Source organism: Actinosynnema sp. NPDC091369, assembly GCF_044757065.1.
GTDB lineage: Bacteria > Actinomycetota > Actinomycetes > Mycobacteriales > Pseudonocardiaceae > Actinosynnema.
Genome location: NZ_JBIVUG010000010.1, coordinates 73,309 through 98,259, shown reverse-complemented (window position 1 = coordinate 98,259; position 24,951 = coordinate 73,309). Strand labels below are relative to the sequence as shown.

Sequence of the window (24,951 nt, the reverse complement as noted above, 5' to 3'; positions counted from 1 at the left end):
CTGGACGAGCGCTTCGCATAACGGTGTTGTGTTTTCGTCCGATCGCCGCTCGACCCGGTCCCGCGCCGTCGGGACACTGATCCCATGCCGCACATCGAGTTGGACGACGCCCTGCCCGGGATCGCCGGGCTGATGAACTACCGCCCGGAGACGGGCCGACCGCTCACCGAGCTCACCGAGGTGCTGTTACGGGGACCGAGCACCCTGTCCCGCGGCGAGCGCGAGCTGATCGCCACCCACGTCTCCGAGTTGAACCAGTGCAAGTTCCGCGCGGGCTCGCACGCCGCCTTCGCCGCCGCGCAGCTGCCCGAGGACTACCGGCACACGGCCAAGCTGATGGCGTTGATCGACATCGCGACGGCGGTCACCGAGAGCGGGCGCGCGGTGACGGCCGAGTTGATCGCCAAGGCGAAGGAGAACGGCGCCACCGACCTGGAGGTGCACGACACCGTGCTGATCGCCGCGATGTTCTGCGCGGCCAACCGCTACGTCGACGGGTTGGCCACGTGGGCGCCCGACGACCCGGAGGCGTACCAGCGGATGGCCGACAAGATCGTGCCCAACGGGTACCCCTCGATCATCGGCCTCAGCTGACCGCGCCGGAACTCGAAGCGGCCGGCCCGCGCCGGAACTCCGCCCACCACAGGGCTCCCGCGCGGTCGACCCGCACGGCGCGGAGGTCGTCGGCGGCGTACGACTCGACCTCCGCGCGCACCAACGGCCACGGCGGCCCGGTCTCGGGCTCGTCGTCCTCGCGGCCGTGGGCCAGCAGGACGAGCGTGCCGCCGGGCGCGACGAACCGGCGCACGTGCGCGATGGCCGTCGGCCGCACGCCGGCGGGGAGCGTCTGGGCGATCAGCACCTCCACCACCACGTCGAACGCGCCGGCCCAGTCGGCGGGCGGGTCCAGCAGGTCGGCGACCTCGAACCGCGCGGCCGGGAACCGCTGCCGCGCCTGCGCCACGGCGGTCGGCGAGATGTCGAAGCCGAGGGTGTCGAAGCCCAGCCCGGCCAGGAACCCGGCGTCCTGCCCATATCCCGCGCCGACGACGAGCGCGCGCTTGCCCGTGCCGTCCACGTCGGCGAAGCGTTCGAGGATCAGCCGGTGCGGCTCTTCGCGGTGCCACGGCACGTCCACCTCACCGCGCGACGCGGCGGCGTAGAGCTGCTCGAACGCCGTGCCCGAGTCCGTCGACCCGAGCCGCCGGATGCGTGACAGCACCTCGTCCCGCGACGGCTTGGCGACAGCGGAGTGCTCGATGATCGCCGGGACCACCACGTCCCACACGCCGGGCGGCAACTCGTGCCCGGTGTCCTCCAGCAGCACCAACCGCGCGCCGGGCACCTCCCGCGCCATCGCCTCGCCGTGCCCCGGTGGCAGCAGCGGGTCGGCGTCGCCGTGCAGGACCAGCGTCGGGGCGGTGATCGCGCCCAGCCGGGGCCGGGTCGGCTCGCCGCCGGAGACCCGGAAGTGGTTGGCCGCCGAGGCGATGTCCCGGGCCCGGTCGACCACCCGCCCCGCCTCGGCGCGCGCCTCGTCGTCGTCCACCGGTCGCGGCCCGGCGAACGGGCGTCGCGCCGCGACCAGGTGCTCGATCACGGCGTCCCGGTCGGTCCAGTCCGGCGCGGGCGTGCCGCCGGCGGCGAAGTGCTCCGCCAGGGCGGGCGCGATGGGCGGCAGGCCCGGCTCGTTCGGCCCGGCCGGGCTGGTGGCGATCAGCGTCAGCGACGCCACCCGGTCGGCGAAGTCGAGGGCCAGCGACTGCGCGATGCCGGCGCCCATGGAGATGCCGACGACGTTCGCGCGGGACACGGCCAAGGCGTCCAGCACGCCCACCGCGTCCGCCACCAGGTCTTCGAACCCGTAGCCCGGCTCGCCCGGCGGGTAGGTCACCGACCGCCCGGTGTCGCGGTGGTCGTACCGGATGACGTACCGCCCGCCGTCGGCCAGCCGCGCGCAGAACCCGTCCGGCCACGACAGCAGCGAGCCGGACGCGCCGGCGACGAGCAGCACGGCCGGGTCGGCGGGCGTGCCCAGGGTGTCCACGCACAGGTCCACGCCGTTGGCCCGCAAGATCCGCTCGGTCACCCCGCCACGGTAGCCTGCGCGACCAGCTCGGCCTGCCGGAACCGGTCCTCGGTGAACGGCATCGCGACGACCCGGTCCGCCCCGGCCTCGGCGAGTCGCCCGAAGTGGTCGCGCGCCCGCTCGACGGACCCGGTCACGAGCACCTCCCGCGCCTGCTCCTCGCTCAGCCCGTAGTCGGTCATGCCCCGCACCCGGTGCTCGACCACGGACGCCGGCACGTCGCCCAGGGCCACGCTCACCCCGACCGTCACCCCGCACACCGGCCGCCCGTGCCGCTGCGCCAGCTCCCACAACCGCGCCACCCCCGACGACACCGCCCGGAACGGCACGAACGCCGGGTACCAGTGGTCGCCGAAGCGCGCCGCCCGCCGCAACGCCGCCGGGCCGCCGCCACCGACGAGCACCGGCGGCACCGCCGCGCCCGGCGACAGCACGACGTCCTGCCCGTGCACTGCCGCCGCCTCGCCGCGCACCAGGGCCGGCAGCACGGCCAGCGCCTCGTCGGTCCGCCGCCCGCGTTCCGCGAACGGCACGTCGACCGCCCGCCACGCCGCCTCGCCGTGGGCGTCGCCGCCGCTGCCGACGCCGAGCAGCACGCGGTCCCCGGACAGGTGCTGGAGCGTGGCGACCTGCTTGGCCGCCCACGCGACCGGGCGCAGCGGCAGGACCATCACGCCGAACCCCAGCTTCACCCGAGTGGTGGAGGCGGCCACCGTCGCGAGCACCAACGTGGCGTCGAGGAAAGGGGTGACCGGGATCAGGTGATCGCCGTGCCACACCGACTCCAGCCCGAGCCCCTCGGCGTGCTGCGCGTGCTCCACCGCGTCGAGCCCGAACCCCGGCAGCGCGATCCCGACGTCCATCACTGCGCCTCCACGAAGGAGCCGCTCAGCTCATCGAACTTCGTCGAACGCGTCGTGCGCACCGCATCCCCCTGAGAGCGTCGGAGTTGACGCTCACACCGTGTGACCTCCAGCTAACTAGAGGTCAAATCGAGGGTTGTGAATGTAAGCCGAGTCACTCTAGAGTCCCTGGGAGCGCTCCCAGGGAGCGCTCCCAGAAGCGTCGTCAACCGTCAGAGCAGACGGAGGAGACCCAAGTCCATGAGATCGCTTCCTTCTCCCCGGTGGCGCCGCCAGGCCACCGCAGCCCTCGCACTAGTGGCGGTGAGCGGCGCGCTAGCGTCCGGAACGGCCTACGCAGCCGACTACGAACGGCTGGTCAACGGCTCGTTCAGCAACGGCTCGGCGGACCCGTGGTGGGCCAGCGCGGGCGTGTCGAACCGCGTCACGAACGGCGAGCTGTGCGCCACGGTCACCGGCGGCACGGTCAACCCGTGGGACGCGCTGATCGGCCAGAACGGCGTGCCGTTCGAGGCGGGCCAGTCGTACACGATGTCCTTCGACGCCTACGCGTCGGTGGCCCGCCCGGCCGCCGCGGTGGCCGGTGAGGGCGTCAGCCCGTACCGGCAGATCGCGAAGCAGGACGTCGCGCTGACCACGACGAAGCAGCACTTCACCTTCACGTTCACCTCGGAGCTGGACTTCCCGGACGCGGGCCCCGGCCAGGTGACGTTCCACCTGGGCGCGCAGGCGGCCGACACGACGGTCTGCGTGGACAACGTCTCGCTCATCGGCGGCGTGAAGCCGCCGGGCGGCGACGCGGGCGTGCCCGCGAAGAAGATCAACGTCAACCAGGTGGCGTACGCCCCCGGCCTGCCCAAGCAGGCGACGCTGACCTCCACCGCGACGGTCGCGCAGGCGTGGGCGCTGAAGAACTCCGCCGGCACCACCGTGGCGACCGGGCAGACCGTGCCGAAGGGCACCGTGGACCCCGAGTCGGGCGACGCCACGCACCTGATCGACTTCTCGTCGTACGACACCCCGGGCACCGGCTACACGCTGACCGTGGGCACGGAGACGAGCTTCCCGTTCGACATCGCGACGGACCAGCTCAAGAAGCTGCGCTACGACTCGCTGGCGTACTTCTACCACAACCGCAGCGGCATCCCGATCGAGGCGCAGTACGTGGGCGAGCAGTACGCGCGCCCCGCCGGCCACCTCAACGTCGCGCCGAACCAGGGTGACAACAACGTCCCCTGCCTGGCGACCATCAGCTGCGGCTACACGCTGGACGTGCGCGGCGGCTGGTACGACGCGGGCGACCACGGCAAGTACGTCGTCAACGGCGGCATCTCGGCGTGGCAGGTGCTCAACACCTACGAGCGCGCGAAGCTGATCGGCGACGCCGCGGCGCTGGGCGACGGCAAGCTCAACATCCCGGAGAAGGCCAACGGGGTGCCGGACATCCTGGACGAGGCGCGCTGGGAGGTCGAGTTCCTGCTGAAGATGCAGGCGCCCGACGGCATGGTGCACCACAAGATCCACGACCAGAACTGGACCGGTCTGCCGCTGCTCCCCCACCAGGACCCGCAGGCCCGCCGGCTGTCCGCGACCAGCACGGCCGCGACGCTGAACACGGCCGCGGTGGCGGCCCAGGCGGCCCGCATCTGGAAGACGATCGACCCGACGTTCTCGGCGAAGGCGCTCGCGGCGGCCACCAAGGCGTACGCGGCGGCGAAGGCGAACCCGAACAAGATCGCCGACCCGAACGACGGCACCGGCGGCGGCTCCTACAGCGACGCCACGCTGACCGACGAGTTCTACTGGGCCGCGGCGGAGATGTTCACCACCACCGGTGAGGCGTCCTACCGCAGCGACCTGACGTCGTCGACGCTGTACAAGGGCAAGAGCCTGACCACCCGCGGCTTCGACTGGGGCTCCACCGGCCCGCTGGGCGACATCACGCTGGCGCTCGTGCCCAACGGCCTGCCCGAGGCGGACGTCTCGGCGATCAAGTCGGCGTTCACCGCGGTGGCGGACGCGCACCTGTCCAAGATGGCGACCCAGGCTTACCCCGCGCCGTACAGCCCGACCGAGGGCTACGACTGGGGTTCCAACGGCCTGGTCGCGAACAACATCTCGGTGCTGGCGCTGGCGCACGACTTCACCGGCGCGGCCAAGTACCGCGAGGGCGTGTTCCAGGGCCTGAACTACCTGCTGGGCCGCAACCCCGTGTCGTACTCGTACGTCTCGGGCTACGGCGAGCAGCCGGTGAAGAACGTCCACCACCGGCACTGGGCCAACCAGCTCGACCCGACCCTGCCGACCGCGCCGCCCGGTGCGCTCTCGGGTGGTCCGAACAGCGCGTTGCAGGACCCGATCGCGGCGCGCCTGCTCACCGGCTGCAAGGCGCAGAAGTGCTTCGTCGACCACATCGAGGCGTACTCGGTCAACGAGGTCACGGTGAACTGGAACTCCGCGTTCGCGTGGATCTCCAACTGGGCGGCCGAGAAGATCACGACCGCGCCGCCGGTCGACACCACCGCCCCGTCGACGCCGGGCACCCCCGTGGCGTCCGACATCACCACGACGGGCGCGAAGCTGACGTGGACCGCGTCCACCGACGCGGAGAGCGGCGTCAAGGAGTACGACGTCATCTCCGTCGAGGGTGACGCGCTGCGCGTGGTCGCCACCGTCACCGGCCCGTCGGCGACGTTGACCGGGCTGCGGCCGGACACCGCGTACCAGTTCACCGTGGTGGCGAAGAACGGCGCGAACCTGCGTTCGGCGATGTCGCCGCAGGTGAGCGTGCGGACCAAGCCGGACGTGGTGGCGGGGTACTGCAAGGTGACCTGGCAGGCGTCCACCTGGTCCACCGGCATGTCGGTGAACATCACGGTGACGAACACCAGCGCCTCGGCGTGGAACGGCTGGAAGCTGGAGTTCACCATGCCGGGCAACCAGAAGATCACGCAGGGCTGGTCGGCCACGTGGGCGCAGTCGGGTCAGGCGGCCTCCGCGACGAACCTGTCGTGGAACCGCACCCTGGCCCCGGGCGCGTCGGCGGGCATCGGCTTCAACTCCTCCGGGACCGGCTCGACCGCCAAGCCGACCGACTTCCGGGTGAACGGCAACCCCTGCACCTCGGGGTGATCCCTCAACCGGGCGGTCCACCACACGGACCGCCCACCTGAACCGGGGGCGGGCTTCCCACGAAGCCCGCCCCCGCTCTTTCCCCGCGAGAGTCGAACCTCCAGGTCCCGAGAGTCGAACCTCCAGCGCCCGAGAGTCGAACGCTCAGGTACCCCGAGTTCAACGCTCAGGTCACCCGGCTCCGACCTGAGCGTTGAATTCAGGGGTCCTGAGCGTTCGACTCTCGGGTCCTGAGCGTTCGACTCTCGGGTCCTGAGCGTTCGACTCTCGGGTCCTGAGCGTTCGACTCACGAGACCAGCGGCACGCGGACGTCGTAGTCGTGCACCGTTGGCCGGGGTCCAGCCCGTCGAGGAGGTCCGCCATCCGCCGCCGCTCCTGGACGAGCACGTCGTGGACCTTCACCCGGCCACGCTAGGCCGCCCCGCCGACCGCCGCACGCTTATCCCGACTTGCGGACCTCAACACCGCCAGGAACCGCTCCGGCGCGTCACGCAGCACGTTGTGCCCGGCGTCCCACGCCTCGACCTGCCACGACGGGTCGTCGCGCAGCCGCTCGTACGTGGTGGCCAGCGGGCTGTCCGGGAAGTCGGCCATGAACAGGTACCGGCGATCGGTCACCCGGTCCACGGCCCCGCTGATGGACGCCCGTTGCAGCAGCGTCGCCACCGGGTGCGGCGTGGCCCGTTCGTCGAAGATCGGCAGCGGCGCCATGGAGAACCCGTCGCCCGCCGCGCCTTCGACGTACCACTTGCGCCAGTCGCCGTGCACGATGTCGTACGCCGACTCGCCGTCACGCGGCACGAACGCGTCCACGTACACCAGCGTCGCGACCCGGTCCGGCGCGCGGTCGGCCACGCACGTGATCACCATGCCGCCGTAGCTGTGCCCGACGAGCACGACGTCACGCAGGTCGTGCCGCTCGAACACCGCCAGCACCTCGGCCACGTGGTCGTCCAGGTTGACCCGCCCGGTGCTCAACGTGACCGCGTGCACCTCGTGGCCCTCGGCGCGCAGCCGTTCGGAGATCGGGTCGTAGTACCAGCCGCCGTGGCAGGCACCAGGGATGAGCACGTAAGTCGTCATGCCCACCACAGTAGGAAGCCTTTAGGACATACCATGTCCGTAATGACCATGCCGGGGAGAATGCTGCGCCTGCTGTCGCTGATGCAGGGCCGACGCGACTGGACGGGACCGGAGCTGGCCGAACGCCTCGGCGTCACGGACCGGACGGTGCGCCGCGACATCGAGCGGCTGCGCGAGCTGGGCTACCCGGTGGACGGCACCACCGGCACGGCGGGCGGCTACCGGCTCGCCTCGGGCCGCGACCTGCCGCCGTTGCTGCTGGACGACGACGAAGCGGTGGCGGTGGCCGTGGGCCTGCGCACGGCGGCGGGCGTGCACGGCATCGAGGAGTCGTCCACCAGGGCGTTGGCCAAGCTGGACCAGGTGCTGCCGGCACGGCTGCGGCACCGCATCGCGGCCGTGCGGGACGCGATCGCGGTGATGTCGGTGGACGGCCCGGTGTCCGACCCGGCCGCGTTGGGCGTGCTGGCGGCGGCGTGCCGGGACCACGAGGTGGTCGCGTTCACCCACCGCGGCCGGGAGCGGCGGGTGGAGCCGCGCAGCCTGGTGACCGCGTACCGGCGCTGGTACCTGCTCGCCTTCGACCCGGCGCGGGACGACTGGCGGACGTTCCGGGTCGACCGGATGGACGCCCCGCGCGCCACCGGCCGCCGCTTCACGCCCCGCGACCTGCCCGAAGACCCGGCCGCGTACGTCGCCCGCTCGCTGACCACCGCCCCGTACCGGTACACCTGCACGGCGACCGTGGACGCACCGGCGGCCGTGATCCGGTCACGCCTGGTGGTGGCGTTGCCGGGACGGGTGGAGCCGATCGACGACCGGACGTGCCGGGTCCGGTTGGGCGCGAACGAGATCCAGCCGGTCGCCGCCGACCTGCTGCTGCTCGGCGCTCCCTACACCCTCGACGCCTCGCCGGAGGTGCTGGCCGCCCTGCGGGACGCGGGGTCCGGGCTCACCGGTGGGCGTCCTGACCCACCGGGCGGATCAGGATCTCGTTGACGTCCACCGTCCGCGGCTGGCCCACCGCGTACAGCACGGCGCGGGCCACGTCCTCCGGTTCCAGCTTCGGGTCGGCCGCGCGGGACGGCGGGATGCCGCCGGTGTCGGTCAGGCCGGGCTGCACGAGCGTGACGCGGACGCCCGTGCCGACGCACTCGGCCCGGATCGCCTGGGCCAGCCCCGTCACCGCCCACTTCGTCGCCGAGTACAGGTTCCCGGGCCGCACCCCGCGCCCCGCCGCCGACCCGGTCAGCACGAGGTGACCGGAGTGCCGCATCAACGCGGGCATCGCCGCCCGCGCGGTGAACGCCGGCCCGCACACGTTGGTCAGCACCATGTCGCTCCACTCGGCGGGCGGCGCACCACCGGTCGACGTGAACGAGGTGACCACGCTCGCGCCCGCGTTGGCGAACACCACGTCGAGGCTGCCCCACTCCTCCTCGACCCGGCCCATCAACGCCGCGAGCTCGTCGTACACCCGGACGTCGCACGCGGCCACCCACACCCGGTCGGGACCGCCGAGCCGGGCCGCGAGCTCGGCGAGCCGCGTCGTGTCCCGCGCCGTCAGGACCAGCCGGTACCCCGCCTCCGCCGCCAGCCTCGCGGTCGCCGCGCCGATACCCCGGCTGGCCCCGGTCACCAGGAACACCCCATGCGCCATGCCCGCACGTTACCGCTGGTTAGATCCCAATCACCGGATCGGAGCAACAGTTGAGCCGTCCGTGGCGTCTTATGGGGTATCCACTTGATTGGGGGCACATGAACATCAACCGCAGGTTCGCGCTGGGGCTCGGCTCGGTGGCGGCGGCGAGCGCCGTGCTCGGGTCGACCGCCGGGACGGCCCAGGCGCAGACCACCGAGGCGGAGTGGGACGCGGTGATCCCGACGACGGCCGAGCAGGCGCGCCGCAAGATCTCGCTGAAGTACGCGTGGGAGACCGGGCGGGCGCGCGGCACGTGGTCCTCCTACATCGGCGTGGCCGACCCGGACGGCACCGTGAAGCCCGCCGTCGAAGCCGAGGCGGACCGCGTGGTCGAGGCTTACAGCGTGAACAAGATCGCCGTCGCGCTCGCCGTGCTGGACAAGGTCGACCGCGGGCTGATCCGGCTGGACCAGCGCGTCGAGGTCACCTCGGACATCGTCATCCGGGACACCGACGGCATCTTCCACCTCGACGGCGGCTACCCGAGCTCGGTGACCGTGGGCCACGCCCTGGCGAACCTGCTCACGGTGTCGGACAACACCGCCGTGCGCCTGTGCGGCCTGGTCGTGCCCGCGCTGGAGCTGAACGAGATCCTGCGCAACAAGGGATTCGTGCACACGCAGGTCGTGCCGGTGGCCAACCCGAACCGGTTCTACCTCGGCACCACCACGGCCCGCGAGACGTTCACGATGCTGCGCAAGCTGGCGGCGGGTGAGCTGCTGTCGGCGGCCTCGACGCAGCACCTGTTCACGGTGCTGCGGTCGCTGACGTCGTTCACCGACGGGATCAGGCTCAACCTGACCTCGGCGGAGCGCCTGAACGTGGCGACGAAGGCCGGCTGGGAGGCCGACGGCCGCAACGAGGCGGGCATCGTCTTCGACGTGAACGGCAAGCCGATCATCACCTACGCGCTGTTCGCGTCCGGCCAGTACAGCGGCGACCAGGCGGTGAACGCGGACAACTACGGGGCCACCCACCCGGCCCTGCGCGCCCGCGCCGCCCTCGGCCGCACGCTGTACGACTCGGTCCTGCGCATCACCGCGAACACCCCGCGCACCTACCGCACCCCGCAGTACCACCCGGGCAACGGCGGCTGACGGCCCGCTGGAGCCCGCCCCTGGCCCGAAGGCCGGGGCGGGCTCCGGCGTGGTCAGGAATCCTTGAGCCCGGCCAGGAACTGCTGCCACTCCCCCGCCGGGAAGGACAGCGTCGGCCCCGTCGGGTTCTTCGAGTCCCGCGTGGCCACACCCTCGTCCACCGGCATCACCTCGACGCAGGACTGGCCCTCTCCGCTGAAGCTGCTCTTGCGCCAGGCCGCGCTCGACGAACCACCCATAGCTGCCCCGACTCCCTTCGTCCTTAGCGGTTGGCGATCTCGGCGATCATCTTTACCGAGTCGTCGGGGCTCTTGGCCACCGCCACGAGCCGGTCGAAGTCGGCCCGGAACCGCTCGATGTCGGCCTCCGCCTCCAGGAAGATCTCGCCGGCCTGGCTGTCGACGTAGATCAGATCGGTGTCGAGGGGGTCCTCGAAGTCCATGACGACGAACTCGCCCGGCATGCCGGGGTGAGCGCCCGCGCTGAACGGGACGACTTGGATCGTCGTGTTCGGTGCCGCTGCCGCTTCCCCCAACCGGTTCAGCTGCGCCCGCATGACCTCCCAACCACCGACTTCGTGGCGCAGCGCGGCTTCGTCGATGATCGCCCAGAGCTTGATCGGCCGTTCTTCCCGCAGCACGGCCTGTCGCTCCATTCTGGTGCGCACCCGATCTTCGACTTGCTCAGGGGATGCTGCATACGAAATCCCCCGGACCACCGCTCGGGCGTAGTCCTCGGTCTGGAGCAGCCCGGGAACGAACATCCCGGCGTAATTGCGGATGCCGTGCGCCTCGCGTTCGAAGCTGATGTAGGTCGTGTACTCCTCGCGCAGGCTTTCGTGCCAGGGCTGGATCCAGCCTTCTCCCGCCGACTGCTTGTGGAGGGTCTTCAGCCGGAGCTGCTCGTCCGTCGGGACGCCGTAGAACTTCAGCAGCATGTCGAGGGTGCGGTACTGGGGACGGGACCGGGCCGTCTCGATCCGGTAGAGGGTGGTGGCGTGCAGGCCGGTCCGCTCCTCCACGTCCTCCCGCCGCAGGCCGGTGCCGTCGCGGAGCCTTCTGAGCTGCCCGGCCAACCTGCGCAACCGGATGGTGGGCGTGCTCTTCTTCCCGGCCAAGGTGTCGGTCCTCCTCAATCCTGCACGGCGAATGCAAGGCACCTCATTGCGTTTTTTGCGATCCAACCCGGATATCGGCAACCTTGCGGGCAGTCACGATATCTGCGACGGACCGTAATCACCACCGGCTGGGCCAGTGGGGCGAAAGGGGAACCGGCATGACCGAGCAGGAGTTCACCGAATTGGTGCGCGAAGTGGCGCAGGAGGAAGCGCCGCGGATGTTCGCCATCGTGGAGGAGTACGGCGAACGGGAAAGCGTGCGCGTGGCCGGTTACGGCGTCGCGTTCGAGGACCGGGCCGAGGTCAGCGCGGTGGAAGGCGGGTTCCGCCTCAGCTCCCAGAGCCCGGAGAACGCCCGTGCCCTGTTCGAGATCAGCTCGCGCTCGGCGGGCACGCGTCGGGCCCACCTGGTGTGGCTCCGGTAGGGGCCGGGTGGCGGGGTCGCGCCACCCGGCCGACTCAGTCGACTACTCCGACGGGACCTTGGGCAGTTTCTGGGTCGGGCTCTCGTCCGCCGGCGGGTTCTGCGGGTCGGGCGGGTTCTTCTGGTCGGCGTTCGCCATGGTCGTTCCTCTCAGTCGTGACATGGGTGATCGCAGGGCGGTCGGGGTGGGGGATGACCAGGACCGTGACGTCGTCACGGCTGCCGTGCGCGCGGGCCGCGGCGACCAGCTCCTCCGCGCAGCGCTGCGGGTGGTGGCCGTGGGTGGCGAGCAGGCGTTCGAGCTCCTCGTGGGGCACCTTGAGGCCGTCGGACGCGAGGACGAGCAGGTCGGCTATCGCCTCGAAGCCCTCGACGCCGTAGAGCGGGACGCGGCCCAGGTCGTGCCGCAGCTTGTGGTCGTGGGCGGCGGCTTCGGCGTCGGGCACGCCTTGGTGCCGCATCTCCTCGCCGAGGGTGTGCGGGGTGGTGAAGCGGCGCAACGTGCCGTCGCCCTTGAGGCCGTAGGCGGTGCTGTCCCCGGCGTGGGCGATCCGCCAGTAGCCGTTGCGGCGCACCGAGGCCACGACGATCGCTCCGCTGGGACCGTCCTCCTCCTCGTCCTCCGCGTAGGGGGCCGCCGCCGCGACGACACCGAGAACAGGTGTCCCCCGGGCCGCCACCCGCGCGGCGACGGACGCGGCGACGTGGGCGAAGTCGGCGACCTCCGGCGTCGAGCCGGTCCCGTCCACCACGGCCGCGGCGAACGTGCCGCGGTAGGAGTGCTGGGCGTGCGCGTCGGCGTTGAGCGGGCGGTTCGGGCCTCGGGAGGTCGCCACTCCCACCTGGACTGGCGTGGTCATGGTCGGGACCGTAGGGCCGCCGCACGCCCGAAGCCGCCGGAACCACCCTTCGGGTCATGCCCACCACACGGCCGGGCGAAGTGGGCGCGCGGCTTGACCGGCGGGGGGTGTGATTCCACGTCGCATTGAACGCAGAGCGACGTATCCAGCGCCCTCCGTGACGCTCCTGTCAGTGAGGAGGTGAACGATGACCGACCTGCTGCACCTGCGCGCGGAGGGGCCGGAGGTGCGCCCGGCGCTGCGCGAGTCCCAGGAGGTCCAGGGCAACGTGCTGGCCGCGTTCAACAAGGACCACCAGGTGTTCCGGTTCGTCCGCTTCACCGACGAGAAGCTGGGCCGCACGTGGCTGGCCGCCATGCTCGGGCACGTCGCCACCACCGCCGACGTCGAGGACTTCAACGAGGTGTTCTCCCTCGGCCGCACGATGTTCGGCGGCGACCCCGCCGGGTTGAAGGCCACCTGGGCGAACGTGTCGCTCACGCCCGACGGCCTGGTCGAGCTGAGCATCAACCCCGACGCGACCCGGGAAGACCTCCGCGAGCACTTCCCGCACACCGCCGAGCAGGCCGCGCCGGCCAACGGCGACACCGGCGACTCGGCACCCGTCCACTGGCGGTTCGGCCGGGCGGACCAGCACGTGCACGCCGTGGTCACGGTCGCCTCGGACGACGAGGGCCGCCTGGAGGTCACCACGCGCAACCTGGACGTCCTCGACACCCTCCTGGGCGTCACGGTGGTCCACGAGCAGCGGGCCGCCACGCTCCCCGGCGAACGGCGCGGGCGCGAGCACTTCGGCTACAAGGACGGCGTCTCCCAGCCGGCCGTGCGCGGCTTCCACCACGAGGACCGCGACCGGCCCGGGCACCGCGCGGCACGGCCCGGGGAACTGCTGGTGAACGCGGGCGAGTTCGTGTTCGGCCACCCGACCGAGTCGCCGCGACCGCCCGTCGCCGCGTGGCTCGCCGACGGCTCGATCCAGGTGATCCGCCGCCTCACGCAGGACGTCGAGGGGTGGCACGACGCCGTGGAACGCCACGGCCGCGGGCCGGAGCTGATCGGCAGGCACCCCGACGGCCGCCCGCTGGGCGGGGTGCGCACCAACGACTTCGACTACTCCGACGACCCCACCGGCGCGGTCACGCCGTGCCCGGCGCACATCCGCAAGACCAACCCGCGCGCCTTCGCGCACCGGACGCCCCGGCAGCACCGCATCCTGCGCCGGGGCATCCCGTTCGGCCCGGCGCGGGACGGCGCCGACGACGAGCGCGGTCTGGTCTTCGTCGCCCACTGCACGTCGTTGGCCGAGCAGTTCGAGTTCATCCAGCAGACCCGGGCCCGCAACCCGGACTTCACGCCGGGCGAGCGCGGCGCGCCCACCGGTGTGGACCCCGTCCTCGGCGGCGGGTTCGTGCGGACGACCGGCGCGCTGTACGCGCTGGTGCCGTCGGTGAGCACGCTGCGCCTGCTCGCCGCGGGCCGGGAACTGCCCCGCTGAGGGGTGACGGGTAGCCGGTCGTGGCCGCCGTCCACGACCGGCTCCCACCCGGCCGCGAATTCGACGCCGGCGCCGGTTCCCCAAACCTCCTATATTTCTCTTATACCGCGCATATATTGCGGCGTATCAACAGGCTGTGGGCCGCGGAAGTTGACGCGTGGCGATTCCTGTGAACGGCTCGCCGACCCGGCCCGCACTTTCGTCGCGGCCAGGCTGGCCACCCTCACCGGACGTTCCCGCCCCTCCGACACAAGCCCCTGAACTGGGACAATGTCCGCCCGGGCGCGATGTCACGCGTATCGGCGTGACGAGCGGAGACCCTTCGCACCAGGGGAAAGGCGGAGCGCTTCTCCGCGATCCGGCACGGGTTGGCGATTCCGAAGTGAGCGCCCATCGAGTCGGCACCGGGGTGGACCCGCCGGTGTAGCGTCGCCGACGACAGGTCCTGCCCTGATGACCCAGAGGGTAACCCGCATGTTCGAGACCGTTGAGAAAGAAGTGCGCGACGCGCTCACCGATTTCATCTCGGAGGAGGACTTCGTGTGCCTCGGCGCGCGGGCCGCCCTGCGCCGGAACACGATCGTCCACCACCACTACCGGGCGCTCGGTCCCGCCTCCGTGCTCGACCACCACCAGGACCTGCTGACGTTCCTCAAGGGCTTCGAGCCGACCGACCGCAGCTTCACCTCGTTCGTCGCCACGTTCGACGAGCCCGCCCGCACCACCGAGCACGAGTTCGAGGCACTGGTCTGGGAGTACCTCCAGGACATGCACGAGGAGGACGGCAAGCAGCACCCGTGGAGCGACATCTACGACTCCGACCCGGGGTCGTCGAACTTCGCCTACTCGGTCGGGTCGCACCCCTTCTTCATCGTCGGGCTCCACCCCGGCGCCTCGCGCCCCAGCCGCCGCTTCGCCAAGCCCGCGCTGGTGTTCAACTCGCACATCCAGTTCAACGCGCTGGGCATGAAGTTCCTCAAGCTGAAGAGCAAGATCCGCAAGCGCGAGCGCGAGTTCCACGGCGCGGTGAACCCGAGCTTCGTGAAGTACCGCGACGAGGCGCGGCACTACGCGGGCAGGTTCACCGAGCCCGACTGGGAGTGCCCGTTCACCCCGCGCACCTAGTGCCGCGACCGGCGACCCCCGCCGCCGGCCACGGCGCTAGGGCGTGACCGGGAGCCGGTCGTTCCCGCCGTCGACGACCGGCTCCCACCCGGTCGCGTGCCGCCGCACCAGTTCCGCCGCGACCGCGTCGAACGGCCGCGCCCACACCTCCTCGTTGAACACCTCGACCTCCACGTACCCGGCGTACCCGGTGCCGGCGACCAGCGCCGTCAGCCCGACCAGGTCGATGTGCCCGTCACCGGGCAGCCCGCGCCCGAGCAGCACGTCCGCGGGCAGCGGCGTGATCCAGTCGCACACCTGGTAGGAGTGGATGCGCGGACCGGCCCGCCGCACGTCGACCGCCAGCGCCGGGTCCCACCACACGTGCAGGGCGTCCACCACGACCCCGACCACGTCCGCCGGGTACGGCGCGGCCAGCTCCAGCGCCTGCGCCAACGTCGACACCACGCCCCGATCGGCGCAGAACACCGGGTGCATCGGTTCCAGCGCCAGCCGCACCCCGGCCGAGGCCGCGTAGGGGGCCAGCACCTCCAGCGCCGACGCGACCCGCCACCGGGCCTTCACCAGGTCGCGGTCCGGCACGCCGCCGGGCACCAGCACCAGGCACTGCGCGCCCAGCGCGGCGGTCTCGTCGATGGCCCGGCGGTTGTCGTCCAGCCGCTGGTCCGGGCCGGTGAAGAAACCGCCGCGGCACAGCGACGACACCTCCAGCCCGGCCGAGGCCACCAGCGCCGCGGTCCGCTCCAGCCCGTACTCGGCCACCGGGTCGCGCCACAGCCCGACCCCGTCGATCCCGTGGCGCACGCACACGTCGACCACCTCGGGCACGGACGCCCGCTTCACTGTGGCCTGGTTCAGCGACAGCTTCACGTCAGCACGTCCATCAGTCGTCCCCACCGCCGCGCGGCGAGGTCCGGGTCGGGCAGCAGCCCGGCCAGGTCCGCCAACCTCAGCGCCTCGCCGAGGTGCACCACGTCCCGGGCCGACTGCAAGCCGCCGACCATGCCGAACGCGTCCTGGAAACCGCCCAGCCACGCCAGGAACACCACACCGGTCTTGTAGTGGTACGTCGGCGCGCCGAAGATGTGCCGCGACAACGCGACCGTCGGCTCCAGCACCTCGTCGTACCGGGCCCGGTCGCCCGCGTCCAACGCCCGCAACGCGGTCGACGCGGCCGGCGCGATGGCGTCGAAGATGCCCAGCAGCGCGTCGCTGTGCCCCTCCGAGTCGCCCGCGATCAGCTCCGGGTAGTGGAAGTCGTCGCCGGTGTAGCACCGGACGCCCTCCGGCAGCGCCCGCCGCAACCCCACCTCGTGCGAGGCGTCCAGCAGCGACACCTTCACCCCGTCGACCTTGTCCGGGTAGGCGTTGATCAGGTCGAGGAAGTGCCCGGTGGCGGTGGGGACGTCCGACGAGCCCCAGTAGCCCTCCAGCGCCGGGTCGAACGCCGTGCCCAGCCAGTGCAGCACCACCGGCTGGTCGACCTCCTCCAGCAGCGCCCCGTACACCTTCTGGTAGTCCTCGGGCCCGCGCGCCTGCGCGGCCAGCTTCCGGCTGCACATCAGGATCGGCTGCGCGCCCGCCTCCACCACGGCGGCCAACTGCTCGCGGTAGGCCGTCAACGGGTCGGCGGTGTCGTGGTCGGTGCCCACGCCCGCCGCCAGCCGGCCGGTCGCGATCGACGCGCTGCGCCGGATCAGCTCCAGCGCCGTGTCCCAGTCCAGGCCCATGCCGCGCTGCGCGGTGTCCATCGCCTCGGCGACGCCGAAACCGTGCTCCCACAACCGGACCCGGTACGCCAGCGTGGCGTCCCAGTCGAGCGCGGCGGGCGCGCCGGGGACGTTGCCGCCGAACGGGTCCGCCACCACGTGCGCCGCCGCGAACGCGACCCGCGACCCGAACGGCCCGGTCTCCCAGGCCCGCGGCGGGGACAGCCGGTGCTCGCGCAGCGACCCGTCCCGGCCGGGCAGCACCACCGTCGTCACGCCGGCACCTCGATCCGGCGGCCGGTGGCGGAGGACTCCAGGCCCAGCGCGGCCAGCCGCACCGTGCGCACCCCGGAGTGGAAGTCGTGCGCGAAGGGCGCGTCGACCGCGACGTGCCTGAGGAACTCCTCCCACTGCACCATGAACCCGTTGTCGAACACCTCGTTGTCCGGCACGTCCTGCCACAGCGAGCGGAAGTCGATGGACTGCGGCACGTCCGGGTCCCACACCGGCTTCGGCGTGATCGCCCGCGACTGCACCTTGCAGTTGCGCAGCCCGGCCACCGCGCTGCCGTGCGTGCCGTCCACGTGGAACTCCACCAGCTCGTCGCGGTTGACCCGGGTCGCCCAGGACGAGTTCACCTGCGCCACCACGCCGCCCGCCATCTCGAAGATCGCGTACGCGGCGTCGTCGGCCGTCGCGGCGTACGGCGCGCCGTTCTCGTCCCAGCGGGTCGGGATGTGCGTGACGGCCCGCGCGGTCACCGCCTCCACCGGTCCGAGCAGCCCTTCGAGCAGGTAGCTCCAGTGGCAGAACATGTCCACGACGATCCCGCCGCCGTCCTCGGCGCGGTAGTTCCACGACGGCCGCTGCGCGGCCTGCCAGTCGCCCTCGAACACCCAGTAGCCGAACTCGCCGCGCACCGACAGCACCCGGCCGAAGAACCCGCCGTCCAGCAGGCGCTTGAGCTTGCGGATGCCGGGCAGGTACAGCTTGTCCGCCACCACGCCGTGCTTCACGCCCGCCGCGTCGGCGTGCCGGGCCAGCGCCAGCACCTCCTCGGGGGTGGCCGCGACCGGCTTCTCGCTGTAGACGTGCTTGCCCGCGTCGATCGCGGCGGTCAGCGAGGCGGCGTGCGCCGAGGTGACCTGGCCCTCGAAGTAGACCGAGACGTCCGGGTCGCCCAGGGCCGCGTCGAGGTCGGTCGTCCAGCGCGGGAGGTCGTGCCGCTCGGCGATCTCCTTGAGCTTCGCGGCGTTGCGGCCGACCAGCAGCGGTTCGGGGACCAGCACGTCGTCACCGATCCGGACACCGCCGCGTTCGCGGAGGGCCAGGATCGACCGGACGAGGTGCTGCCGGTACCCCATCCGCCCCGTGACCCCGTTCAACGCGACGCCGATCGTGCGCACCGCCATGCGTACACCCCGCTCAAGTCCGTGGAAAGCGCTTTCCAACACGCTACGGTCGGCTCCTCTCGGACGTCAACCTCCCGGACGGCTAGTCTCGGCCGTCCAGGACGCGAAGGAGGCGGCGTTGACGTCGCGGCAGGTCACGCTGGCGGAAGTGGCGAAGGAGGCGGGCGTCTCGCTCGCGACCGCGTCACGCGTGCTCAACGGCAGCACCCGGCAGGTCAGCGAGGAGCTGCGGGAACGGGTGCTCGGCACCGCGCGCGGGCTCGGCTACCTGCCCAACGCCTCGGCGCAGGCGCTCGCGCGCAACTCCAGCGTGCTGGTCGGTCTCGTGGTGCACGACATCGCCGACCCCTACTTCTCCAGCATCGCCGCCGGTGTGACGAGGGTCGCCGAGGACGCCGGCCTGGTCGTGGTGCTCGGCACCACCGGCCGCGACCCGCGCCGCGAGGTGGAGCTGGTCAACACGCTGCGCGCGCACCGCGCCCGCGCCCTGGTCGTCGCGGGCAGCCGCACGACCGACCGGTCCGCGTCCCGGCAGCTGGCCGAGGAGATCACCGCGTTCACCGCGCAGGGCGGCCGGGTGGCGTGCGTCTCCCAGGCCAAGCTCGGCACCGACACCGTGGTGCCCGCGAACCGGTCCGGCGCCCGCGCGCTGGCCCGCCGGCTCGCCGCGCTCGGCCACCGCCGGTTCGCCGTGCTGGCGGGCCCGCCGGACCTGCTGGTGGCGCGCGACCGGCTGGCCGGGTTCAAGGCGGGCCTGGCCGACGAAGGGCTCGACCTGCCCGACGCCAACGTCATCACCAGCGGCTTCACCCGCGACGGCGGGCACGCCGCGGTGGCCGACCTGATCGCCGCCCGCACCGGCGCCACCTGCGTGTTCGCCGTGAACGACGTGATGGCGATGGGCGCGATGGCGGGCCTGCGCGAGCACGGGCTGCGGGTGCCGGAGGACGTCTCGGTGGCCGGGTTCGACGACATCCCCACCCTGCGCGACCTGGTCCCGGCGCTGAGCACGGTCCGGCTGCCGCTGGAGGAGATGGGCGAGCGGGCGGCCCGGCTGGTGCTGGACGACGTGGTCGCCGCGCCGCGCACGGTCCGGGTGGCCGGTGAGGTCGTGCTGCGCGCGTCCACGTCACCGCCCAGCGGTATCGGACTGCGCTGACCGGCGGTTACGCTCTACTCTGGACACCGTTCGACCACCCCTCACGAGGAGTGATCCCTTCCGTGCGCGACGCGCAGTCCCCGGGTAGCAGTACCGAGCCGGGTCCGATACCCGGCTGCCAGCCCCGTCCGGCCCTCCCCGGGTGGGCCGCATGACCATCCTGCTCAGCCTGCTCGGCCTCGCCGCCGTGGTGGTCCTCACCGTCGGCACGTTCATCGCGGTCGCCGCCGAGTTCTCCCTGACCGCCCTGGAGCGCAGCACCATCGAGGCGCACGTCGCCCAGGTGGGTGACGCCAAGGCGCGGACCGTCGACAAGGCGCACCGGTCGCTGTCGTTCCAGCTCTCCGGCGCCCAGCTGGCGATCACCATCACCACCCTGATCACCGGCTACATCGCCGAACCGGCCATCGCCCAGCTGATCTCGCCCGCCCTGACCGGCGTCGGCGTGCCGCCGGCGGTGGCCGGGCCGATCGCGTTGACCCTGGCGCTGGCGCTGGCCACGTCGTTGTCGATGGTGTTCGGCGAGCTGGTGCCGAAGAACCTGGCCATCGCCAAGCCGCTGGAGACCGCACGCGCGGTCGCGGGCGTGCAGGCCGGGTTCTCCGCCGTGTTCAAGTGGCTGATCACCTGCCTGAACGGCACCGCGAACTGGCTGGTGCGCAGGCTCGGCGTGGAGCCCGCGGAGGAGCTGGCGTCGGCCCGCTCGCCGCAGGAGCTGGGCGCGCTGATCCGCTCCAGCGCCGAGCAGGGCACCCTCGACCCCGGCACGGCGACCCTGCTGGACCGCTCGCTGCGGTTCGGCGACCGCACGGCCGAGGAGCTGATGACGCCGCGCGTGCGGGTCGAGTCGCTGCGCTCCGACGCGACCGTGCTCGACCTGGTGGCGAAGGCGCGCGAGACGGGGTTCTCCCGCTTCCCCGTCTACACCGGCGACCTGGACGAGGTGCGCGGGATCGTGCACGTCAAGCAGGCGTTCGGGGTGCCCCGGTCGCAGCGGGCGACCACGCCGCTGTCGGCGCTGACCCGCCCGGTGCAGACGGTGCCCGCGACGCTGGAGGGCGACGCGCTGCTGGACCGGCTGCGCGCGTCCGGCCTCCAGACCGCGCTGGTCGTGGACGAGTACGGCGGCACGGCCGGCCTGGTCACGCTGGAGGACGTGGTCGAGGAGATCGTCGGCGACGTGCGCGACGAGCACGACCGGCGGGAGACCTCGCCGGTGCGCAGGCTCGGCGGCGAGGCGTGGCTGGTGTCGGGGCTGCTGCGGGACGACGAGATCGCCGAGGCGACCGGCTTCCGGATGCCCGAGGGCGACTACGAGACCGTGGCGGGCCTGGTGCTGGCCCGGCTGGGCCGCATCCCCGACGCCGGTGACGAGATCCGGGTGGACGACTGGCGGATCACCGTGGTGGAGATGGACCGGCACCGGGTGGCCGAGCTGCGGGTGGCCCGGATCGAGGAGTCGGGGGTGTCGTCGTGATCGCGCTGGTGGTCGTGCTGCTGCTGGCGGGCAACGCGTTCTTCGTCGGCGCCGAGTTCGCGATCATCACCGCCCGGCGCGACCGGCTGGAGGCGTTGGCCGAGCAGGGCAGCAGCCGGGCTCGCACGGTGATCAAGGCGGGCCGCGAGCTGCCGCTGCTCATCGCGGGTGCGCAGCTCGGCATCACTCTGTGCTCGCTGGGGCTGGGCGCGCTCGGCGAACCCGCCGTGGCGGCCCTGCTGGAGGCACCGTTCCACGGCGTCGGCGTGCCCGACGCGGTGCGGCACGGGGTGGCGTTCGCGCTGGCGCTGATCATCGTCGTGGCGCTGCACACCGTGCTGGGCGAGATGGTGCCGAAGAACCTGGCCATCGCGGGCCCCGAGCGGACCGCGCTGCTGCTGGTTCCGGCGCACCTGTGGTTCTGCCGGCTGGTCGCGCCGCTGCTGCGCGGGTTCACCGTGGTGTCGACGGCGGTGCTCAAGCTGGTGGGCGTGACGCCGCGCGACGAGCTGGAGTCGGCCTACACCCGCGACGAGCTGGCCCTGCTGATCGGGCAGTCGCGGCAGGAGGGCCTGCTGGAGGACTCCGAGCACCGGCGGCTGACCCAGACGCTGTCCTCGGCGGAGCGGACCGTGGCCGACGTGCTGGTGCCGCTGGACCGGATCACGTCGGTGCCCGTGCGGCCCACGATGGAGCAGGTGGAGGCCGCCGTGTCGGCCACCGGCTTCTCCCGGTTCCCGGTGCGCGACGGCGACCGGCTGATGGGCTACCTGCACGTGAAGGACGTGCTGGACCTGGCCGACGCCGACCCGGCCACGCGGGTGCCGCCGAGCCGGGTGCGCGGCCTGCCGCGGGTGCCGGTGGACGCGAGCCTGGACGACGCGGTCGCGTCGCTGCGGCGCTCGCAGAGCCACCTGGCGCAGGCCGTGTCGGCCGACGGCGTCGTGCGGGGCCTGGTGGCGTTGGAGGACCTGGTCGAGGAGTACGTCGGCACCGTCCGCGACGGCACCCACGTGCGGCGCGAGCTGTGACGGGTGACGCGGGTCCCGTCCATCCGGGACCCGCGTCCGCTTAAGGTCGAGCCGTGATCAACGAGATCGTCGACGTGACCACCCGGATGGCGTGGTTCGCCGACCGCCGCGACTGGGACGCCCTGCTCACCGTGTTCGCCGACGAGGTGGACCTGGACTACACGAGCCTGACCGGCGGCGAGCCCGCCCGGCTCAAGGCCGCCGACATCGTCGCCGGGTGGCGCGCCGGGCTCGGCGGCCTCGACGCGACCCAGCACCTCGTCTCGAACCACCTGGTCGACGTCGACGGCGACCGGGCCGTGGTGACCGCCCAGTTCCAGGCCGTGCACGTGCTGGCGAACCCGCACGGCGAACCGACCTGGACCCTGGGCGGCCACTACCGCTTCGGCGTCGTGCGCACCGACGCCGGGTGGCGCATCGACGCGGTCACCATGACCACGACGTGGGCCACCGGCAACCAGCACATCATGACGCTGGCCGCACAGCGGGCAGGCTGACGTACTCCCGCTCCTCCAGGGGCGGCACGCTGACCAGCTCCAGGTCCCGGTCGGCGGCGCGGTCGAGGGCCGCCACGATCCACGCCTCGAAGTCGGCGTTGGCGGCCATCGCCGCGCGCCGCCACCGGTCCACCACCTCGCCGGCCGCGCTGACCCGCGGCATCACCGCCCGCGTCGACCTCGACCCGGGGTCGCGGCTCTCCCGCAGCGCCCGGCGCAGCGCCGTGCGCGACCAGCCCTCCCGCTCGGCGCGGTCGAGCCACTGGTCCTGCTCGGCCTGCGGCAGCGCCGCGACCTCGGCGTGGTGCTGGAACGGCAGCCCGGGGCGGCGCCGCGACGGCTCGAACTTGCGCGCGATCCACGCGTAGTTGCGCAGCGTCTGGTAGTCGAGCCCCACGGCTTCGACCGCCCGCCGGTACCTGCCGGTGTACTTGTCCTGGCCGTAGACCAGCCAGTCACCCAGGTACCACGCCGACGAGCTGGCGATGCGGGAGATGCGCTGCCCCGCCTGCTCCCAGGACTCGAACGTGACGTCCCGCGGGAACGCCAGCCCCACCGGCGTGGTGAGGATCCGGCCTTCGACCGCACCGCCGGGACGACGGCGCGGAACTGCGTTCACCTTGTCCACTTGCTCCCCCTGATCCGCTGTGAGCGTCCTTGCTACTCCAGGGGTCCTCACACACCGGTCAACTTCCGCTCACACCGTGAACCCGATCGGGCCGAACGGCGGACAACAGGTGACCGCCCTTCACCGGGAACCAGCCGGAAAGGCCACCATGACACCCACCGACGCCGAGATCATCGAACGGTCGCGGCACGAGCCGGACGCGTTCGCGGCGATCTTCGACCGGCACGCGCCGCACATCCGGCGCTACCTCGCGCGCAGGCTCGGGGCCCAGGTCGCGGACGACCTCGTCGCCGAGACGTTCCTCGCCGCGTTCGACAAGCGACGGCGCTACGACCGGTCCCGACCGGACGCCCGCCCGTGGCTGTACGGCATCGCCACCAACCTCGTCGGCCGACACCGCAGGCAGGAGGCCCGCCGCTACCGCACGGTCCCGGCGGACACCTCCGACCTGGACCACGCCGACCGCGTCGCCGCCGAGGTGACCGCGCACGCCGCCCGGTCGCTGCTGGTCGGCGCGCTGGGCGGGCTGTCCGCCGACGACCGGGACGTGCTGCTGCTCGTGGCGTGGGAACAGCTCGCCTACGAAGAGGTCGCCGCCGCGCTGGCGATCCCGGTCGGCACGGTCCGGTCCCGCCTGCACCGGGCCCGGCGCAAGGTCAAGGAGGCGTTGGGCGGCCAGAACCCCACCGAAGTCGAGGAGTTGCTGAACAATGGATGACCTCCAGCTCTTGCGCGAACTGGGCGACGAGACCCCCTTGCCCGACCACGCCGCACTGGCCCCCGCGCGGGCCGCGTTCCTGGCCGGCGTGCCGGTGCGCCTGCGCAGGCGCCGCACCCGCTACACCCTGGTCGGCGCCTCGACCATCGGCCTGGCCGCCGCCGTGGCCGCCACCATCACCCTCCTGCCGGCCACCGCACCGGCACCGGGCGGCCAGGCCGCGACCACCCCCACCCCCACCTCCACCTCGGCCGTCGAACCGGTCACCGACCCCGTCCGCCTGCTGTCCTTCGCCGCCAGGGCCGCCCGCGCCGAACCGGCCACGACACCCCGCCCGGACCAGTTCGTCTACACCCGCAGCGGCGTCGACTCCAACGGCGGCGCACCCCGGGAGATCTGGCTGTCGGTCGACGGCACCCGCGACGGCGTCCTGCACGACCACGGCCTGCAGATCCCCATGCCGGGCTGCGAGAACGGCCTGCGGGACGTCATCAAGGGCACCCAGGTCCTCGGCAGCGAACCGTGCGAACCACGACCCGCCTACCGGTCCGACCTGCCGACCGACGTGGACGGCATGCTCGCCTACCTGGACGCGAACGCGAGCGGTGAACCGGGCAGCGTCAACTCGCGCGGCAAGGACGTCCTGAGGCTGATCAACGAGTCCATGCTGTCCCCGCTGACCAGGGCCGCCCTCTACGAAGCCGCCGCCCGCGTGCCGGGACTGTCCGTGGTGCCGGACGCCCGTGACGCGGCGGGCCGGCCGGGTCTGGGCATCACCTGGCCCGTCCCGCCGGGCTCGTCCCCCGACTCCAAGCCCGTCCTGATCGTCTTCGACGCCGAGACCTACGCGCTGCTCGGCACCAACTTCCACTCGATCGAGGCACAGGCCGTCGTGGACGAACCGGGCCGCCGCCCCTGACCACCGGCCGCGACCGCGCCCGACTACGGTTGGTCACGTGGACCCGCGCGACGAGGACGACGAAGAGGACGACTTCGACCCCGAAGAGGACGAAGACGGTTTCGACGATGACGACGTCGAGGACGAGGACGACCTGTTCGGCGTGACCTCGGAACCCCGCACCATCTGCCACCTGTGCGGTGGTGCGGGGTTCATCGCCAACCCGACCTCCGCCGTGATCGGCGGCACCCCCCGAACCGTCGACAACGGCCGCGAGTGCCCCCACTGCACGGGCGCGCGGAAATTCCCGGGCCTCATCCCCCCGCTCTGACAACACAGCCGCGAATCGTCCACTGACACGCCCTTCCCAAAGGAAGGGCTTCGTGTCGTCCCGCCGACCTGGCTGTGCCCTGCCGCACGTGTCAAGGGGTGTC

General features: G+C 72.4%; 25 protein-coding genes. 14 read left to right on the top strand and 11 right to left on the bottom strand.

Annotation, left to right across the window (positions count from 1 at the left end; all coding sequences use genetic code 11):
* The first annotated feature begins 84 nt into the window (after window positions 1-84).
* Window positions 85-594, top strand: coding sequence for a carboxymuconolactone decarboxylase family protein (locus ACIQMJ_RS30625; protein WP_499764473.1), 510 nt, complete (start codon window positions 85-87; stop codon window positions 592-594).
* Here ACIQMJ_RS30625 and ACIQMJ_RS30620 read toward each other — a convergent pair.
* Window positions 587-2,089 carry an alpha/beta fold hydrolase gene (locus ACIQMJ_RS30620; protein ID WP_499764472.1) on the bottom strand — a complete coding sequence of 501 codons (1,503 nt, stop codon included), beginning with the start codon at window positions 2,087-2,089 and terminating at the stop codon, window positions 587-589. The two genes, ACIQMJ_RS30625 and ACIQMJ_RS30620, sit on opposite strands and share 8 nt — an antisense overlap.
* On the bottom strand, window positions 2,086-2,952 hold the full coding sequence (locus ACIQMJ_RS30615; RefSeq protein WP_499764471.1) for an LLM class flavin-dependent oxidoreductase: 867 nt from the start codon (window positions 2,950-2,952) through the stop codon (window positions 2,086-2,088). The genes ACIQMJ_RS30620 and ACIQMJ_RS30615 overlap by 4 nt, the downstream gene beginning before the upstream one ends.
* 303 nt (window positions 2,953-3,255) lie before the next feature.
* Here ACIQMJ_RS30615 and ACIQMJ_RS30610 point away from each other — a divergent pair, with 303 nt between their 5' ends.
* The gene (locus ACIQMJ_RS30610) at window positions 3,256-6,084 is read left to right on the top strand and encodes a glycoside hydrolase family 9 protein (RefSeq protein ID WP_499764470.1); all 2,829 of its coding nucleotides are present in this window, start codon (window positions 3,256-3,258) and stop codon (window positions 6,082-6,084) included.
* A gap of 412 nt (window positions 6,085-6,496) precedes the next feature.
* Here the strand turns inward: ACIQMJ_RS30610 and ACIQMJ_RS30605 are convergent, their stop codons facing one another.
* Window positions 6,497-7,168: an alpha/beta fold hydrolase gene (locus ACIQMJ_RS30605; RefSeq protein ID WP_499764469.1), complete on the bottom strand. Its 672-nt coding sequence runs from the start codon at window positions 7,166-7,168 to the stop codon at window positions 6,497-6,499.
* 42 nt (window positions 7,169-7,210) lie between these two features.
* Here ACIQMJ_RS30605 and ACIQMJ_RS30600 point away from each other — a divergent pair, with 42 nt between their 5' ends.
* The gene (locus ACIQMJ_RS30600) at window positions 7,211-8,167 is read left to right on the top strand and encodes a helix-turn-helix transcriptional regulator (protein ID WP_499764468.1); all 957 of its coding nucleotides are present in this window, start codon (window positions 7,211-7,213) and stop codon (window positions 8,165-8,167) included.
* Here ACIQMJ_RS30600 and ACIQMJ_RS30595 read toward each other — a convergent pair.
* The gene (locus ACIQMJ_RS30595) at window positions 8,121-8,828 is read right to left on the bottom strand and encodes an SDR family oxidoreductase (RefSeq protein ID WP_499764467.1); all 708 of its coding nucleotides are present in this window, start codon (window positions 8,826-8,828) and stop codon (window positions 8,121-8,123) included. The two genes, ACIQMJ_RS30600 and ACIQMJ_RS30595, sit on opposite strands and share 47 nt — an antisense overlap.
* 98 nt (window positions 8,829-8,926) lie before the next feature.
* On the opposite strand from ACIQMJ_RS30595, the gene ACIQMJ_RS30590 reads away from it, so the two are divergent.
* Window positions 8,927-9,967: a serine hydrolase gene (locus ACIQMJ_RS30590; protein WP_499764466.1), complete on the top strand. Its 1,041-nt coding sequence runs from the start codon at window positions 8,927-8,929 to the stop codon at window positions 9,965-9,967.
* Between the two features lie 53 nt (window positions 9,968-10,020).
* On the opposite strand, the gene ACIQMJ_RS30585 is transcribed toward ACIQMJ_RS30590, so the two are convergent.
* Together ACIQMJ_RS30585 and ACIQMJ_RS30580 are read right to left on the bottom strand one after the other, a co-directional pair.
* Window positions 10,021-10,206, bottom strand: coding sequence for a DUF397 domain-containing protein (locus ACIQMJ_RS30585; protein ID WP_499764465.1), 186 nt, complete (start codon window positions 10,204-10,206; stop codon window positions 10,021-10,023).
* A 23-nt stretch (window positions 10,207-10,229) separates the two neighbouring features.
* Window positions 10,230-11,042: a helix-turn-helix domain-containing protein gene (locus ACIQMJ_RS30580; RefSeq protein ID WP_499764464.1), complete on the bottom strand. Its 813-nt coding sequence runs from the start codon at window positions 11,040-11,042 to the stop codon at window positions 10,230-10,232.
* 200 nt (window positions 11,043-11,242) lie between these two features.
* Here ACIQMJ_RS30580 and ACIQMJ_RS30575 point away from each other — a divergent pair, with 200 nt between their 5' ends.
* A complete protein-coding gene (locus ACIQMJ_RS30575) occupies window positions 11,243-11,509 on the top strand; it encodes a hypothetical protein (RefSeq protein WP_499764463.1) in 267 nt (88 codons plus the stop codon).
* Window positions 11,510-11,543: 34 nt separating this feature from the next.
* Here the strand turns inward: ACIQMJ_RS30575 and ACIQMJ_RS30570 are convergent, their stop codons facing one another.
* Window positions 11,544-12,368 carry a PP2C family protein-serine/threonine phosphatase gene (locus ACIQMJ_RS30570; protein WP_499764462.1) on the bottom strand — a complete coding sequence of 275 codons (825 nt, stop codon included), beginning with the start codon at window positions 12,366-12,368 and terminating at the stop codon, window positions 11,544-11,546.
* Between the two features lie 187 nt (window positions 12,369-12,555).
* Between ACIQMJ_RS30570 and ACIQMJ_RS30565 the strand changes: the two genes are divergently transcribed.
* Both ACIQMJ_RS30565 and gntA read left to right on the top strand, forming a co-directional pair.
* The gene (locus tag ACIQMJ_RS30565; RefSeq protein ID WP_499764461.1) at window positions 12,556-13,863 is read left to right on the top strand and encodes a Dyp-type peroxidase; all 1,308 of its coding nucleotides are present in this window, start codon (window positions 12,556-12,558) and stop codon (window positions 13,861-13,863) included.
* 474 nt (window positions 13,864-14,337) lie between these two features.
* Entirely contained in the window at window positions 14,338-14,988 is a 651-nt protein-coding gene (gene gntA, locus ACIQMJ_RS30560; protein WP_499764460.1) for a guanitoxin biosynthesis heme-dependent pre-guanitoxin N-hydroxylase GntA, read from the top strand.
* 36 nt (window positions 14,989-15,024) lie between these two features.
* Here gntA and ACIQMJ_RS30555 read toward each other — a convergent pair whose 3' ends face one another.
* Genes ACIQMJ_RS30555 through ACIQMJ_RS30545 form a run of 3 tightly spaced genes read right to left on the bottom strand, consistent with a single transcriptional unit; the run spans window position 15,025 to window position 18,109 of the window.
* Window positions 15,025-15,858 carry a sugar phosphate isomerase/epimerase family protein gene (locus ACIQMJ_RS30555; RefSeq protein ID WP_499764459.1) on the bottom strand — a complete coding sequence of 278 codons (834 nt, stop codon included), beginning with the start codon at window positions 15,856-15,858 and terminating at the stop codon, window positions 15,025-15,027.
* The gene (locus tag ACIQMJ_RS30550; protein ID WP_499764458.1) at window positions 15,855-16,973 is read right to left on the bottom strand and encodes a dihydrodipicolinate synthase family protein; all 1,119 of its coding nucleotides are present in this window, start codon (window positions 16,971-16,973) and stop codon (window positions 15,855-15,857) included. The genes ACIQMJ_RS30555 and ACIQMJ_RS30550 overlap by 4 nt, the downstream gene beginning before the upstream one ends.
* Window positions 16,970-18,109: a Gfo/Idh/MocA family protein gene (locus ACIQMJ_RS30545; RefSeq protein WP_499764457.1), complete on the bottom strand. Its 1,140-nt coding sequence runs from the start codon at window positions 18,107-18,109 to the stop codon at window positions 16,970-16,972. Before ACIQMJ_RS30545 ends, ACIQMJ_RS30550 begins: the two co-directional genes overlap by 4 nt.
* A 118-nt stretch (window positions 18,110-18,227) precedes the next feature.
* Here ACIQMJ_RS30545 and ACIQMJ_RS30540 point away from each other — a divergent pair, with 118 nt between their 5' ends.
* The 4 genes from ACIQMJ_RS30540 to ACIQMJ_RS30525 all read left to right on the top strand — a co-directional run bounded on the left by ACIQMJ_RS30540 (window position 18,228) and on the right by ACIQMJ_RS30525 (window position 22,273).
* The gene (locus ACIQMJ_RS30540) at window positions 18,228-19,268 is read left to right on the top strand and encodes a LacI family DNA-binding transcriptional regulator (protein WP_499764456.1); all 1,041 of its coding nucleotides are present in this window, start codon (window positions 18,228-18,230) and stop codon (window positions 19,266-19,268) included.
* 151 nt (window positions 19,269-19,419) lie between these two features.
* Window positions 19,420-20,745 carry a hemolysin family protein gene (locus tag ACIQMJ_RS30535; protein WP_499764455.1) on the top strand — a complete coding sequence of 442 codons (1,326 nt, stop codon included), beginning with the start codon at window positions 19,420-19,422 and terminating at the stop codon, window positions 20,743-20,745.
* Entirely contained in the window at window positions 20,742-21,776 is a 1,035-nt protein-coding gene (locus ACIQMJ_RS30530) for a hemolysin family protein (RefSeq protein WP_499764454.1), read from the top strand. The genes ACIQMJ_RS30535 and ACIQMJ_RS30530 overlap by 4 nt, the downstream gene beginning before the upstream one ends.
* Before the next feature lie 53 nt (window positions 21,777-21,829).
* A complete protein-coding gene (locus tag ACIQMJ_RS30525) occupies window positions 21,830-22,273 on the top strand; it encodes a nuclear transport factor 2 family protein (protein ID WP_499764453.1) in 444 nt (147 codons plus the stop codon).
* On the opposite strand, the gene ACIQMJ_RS30520 is transcribed toward ACIQMJ_RS30525, so the two are convergent.
* Window positions 22,242-22,892: an LmbU family transcriptional regulator gene (locus ACIQMJ_RS30520; protein ID WP_499764452.1), complete on the bottom strand. Its 651-nt coding sequence runs from the start codon at window positions 22,890-22,892 to the stop codon at window positions 22,242-22,244. The genes ACIQMJ_RS30525 and ACIQMJ_RS30520 overlap by 32 nt on opposite strands.
* A gap of 157 nt (window positions 22,893-23,049) precedes the next feature.
* Between ACIQMJ_RS30520 and ACIQMJ_RS30515 the strand changes: the two genes are divergently transcribed.
* The 3 genes from ACIQMJ_RS30515 to ACIQMJ_RS30505 are packed head-to-tail and all read left to right on the top strand — an operon-like array spanning window position 23,050 to window position 24,848.
* A complete protein-coding gene (locus ACIQMJ_RS30515; RefSeq protein ID WP_499764451.1) occupies window positions 23,050-23,619 on the top strand; it encodes an RNA polymerase sigma factor in 570 nt (189 codons plus the stop codon).
* A complete protein-coding gene (locus ACIQMJ_RS30510; RefSeq protein WP_499764450.1) occupies window positions 23,612-24,538 on the top strand; it encodes a CU044_5270 family protein in 927 nt (308 codons plus the stop codon). Before ACIQMJ_RS30515 ends, ACIQMJ_RS30510 begins: the two co-directional genes overlap by 8 nt.
* 37 nt (window positions 24,539-24,575) lie before the next feature.
* Window positions 24,576-24,848: a hypothetical protein gene (locus ACIQMJ_RS30505; protein WP_499764449.1), complete on the top strand. Its 273-nt coding sequence runs from the start codon at window positions 24,576-24,578 to the stop codon at window positions 24,846-24,848.
* The last annotated feature ends 103 nt before the right edge of the window (window positions 24,849-24,951 follow it).

Excerpts from the sequence above, each read along its gene's own strand:
- ACIQMJ_RS30570 (WP_499764462.1), bottom strand. The coding sequence starts at position 12,368 with ATGACCACGCCAGTCCAGGTGGGAGTGGCGACCTCCCGAGGCCCGAAC.
- ACIQMJ_RS30595 (WP_499764467.1), bottom strand. The coding sequence starts at position 8,828 with ATGGCGCATGGGGTGTTCCTGGTGACCGGGGCCAGCCGGGGTATCGGC.
- gntA (WP_499764460.1), top strand. The coding sequence starts at position 14,338 with ATGTTCGAGACCGTTGAGAAAGAAGTGCGCGACGCGCTCACCGATTTC.
- ACIQMJ_RS30545 (WP_499764457.1), bottom strand. The coding sequence starts at position 18,109 with ATGGCGGTGCGCACGATCGGCGTCGCGTTGAACGGGGTCACGGGGCGG.
- ACIQMJ_RS30590 (WP_499764466.1), top strand. The coding sequence starts at position 8,927 with ATGAACATCAACCGCAGGTTCGCGCTGGGGCTCGGCTCGGTGGCGGCG.
- ACIQMJ_RS30565 (WP_499764461.1), top strand. The coding sequence starts at position 12,556 with ATGACCGACCTGCTGCACCTGCGCGCGGAGGGGCCGGAGGTGCGCCCG.
- ACIQMJ_RS30515 (WP_499764451.1), top strand. The coding sequence starts at position 23,050 with ATGACACCCACCGACGCCGAGATCATCGAACGGTCGCGGCACGAGCCG.
- ACIQMJ_RS30605 (WP_499764469.1), bottom strand. The coding sequence starts at position 7,168 with ATGACGACTTACGTGCTCATCCCTGGTGCCTGCCACGGCGGCTGGTAC.
- ACIQMJ_RS30585 (WP_499764465.1), bottom strand. The coding sequence starts at position 10,206 with ATGGGTGGTTCGTCGAGCGCGGCCTGGCGCAAGAGCAGCTTCAGCGGA.
- ACIQMJ_RS30625 (WP_499764473.1), top strand. The coding sequence starts at position 85 with ATGCCGCACATCGAGTTGGACGACGCCCTGCCCGGGATCGCCGGGCTG.
- ACIQMJ_RS30600 (WP_499764468.1), top strand. The coding sequence starts at position 7,211 with ATGACCATGCCGGGGAGAATGCTGCGCCTGCTGTCGCTGATGCAGGGC.
- ACIQMJ_RS30615 (WP_499764471.1), bottom strand. The coding sequence starts at position 2,952 with ATGGACGTCGGGATCGCGCTGCCGGGGTTCGGGCTCGACGCGGTGGAG.
- ACIQMJ_RS30575 (WP_499764463.1), top strand. The coding sequence starts at position 11,243 with ATGACCGAGCAGGAGTTCACCGAATTGGTGCGCGAAGTGGCGCAGGAG.
- ACIQMJ_RS30510 (WP_499764450.1), top strand. The coding sequence starts at position 23,612 with ATGGATGACCTCCAGCTCTTGCGCGAACTGGGCGACGAGACCCCCTTG.
- ACIQMJ_RS30535 (WP_499764455.1), top strand. The coding sequence starts at position 19,420 with ATGACCATCCTGCTCAGCCTGCTCGGCCTCGCCGCCGTGGTGGTCCTC.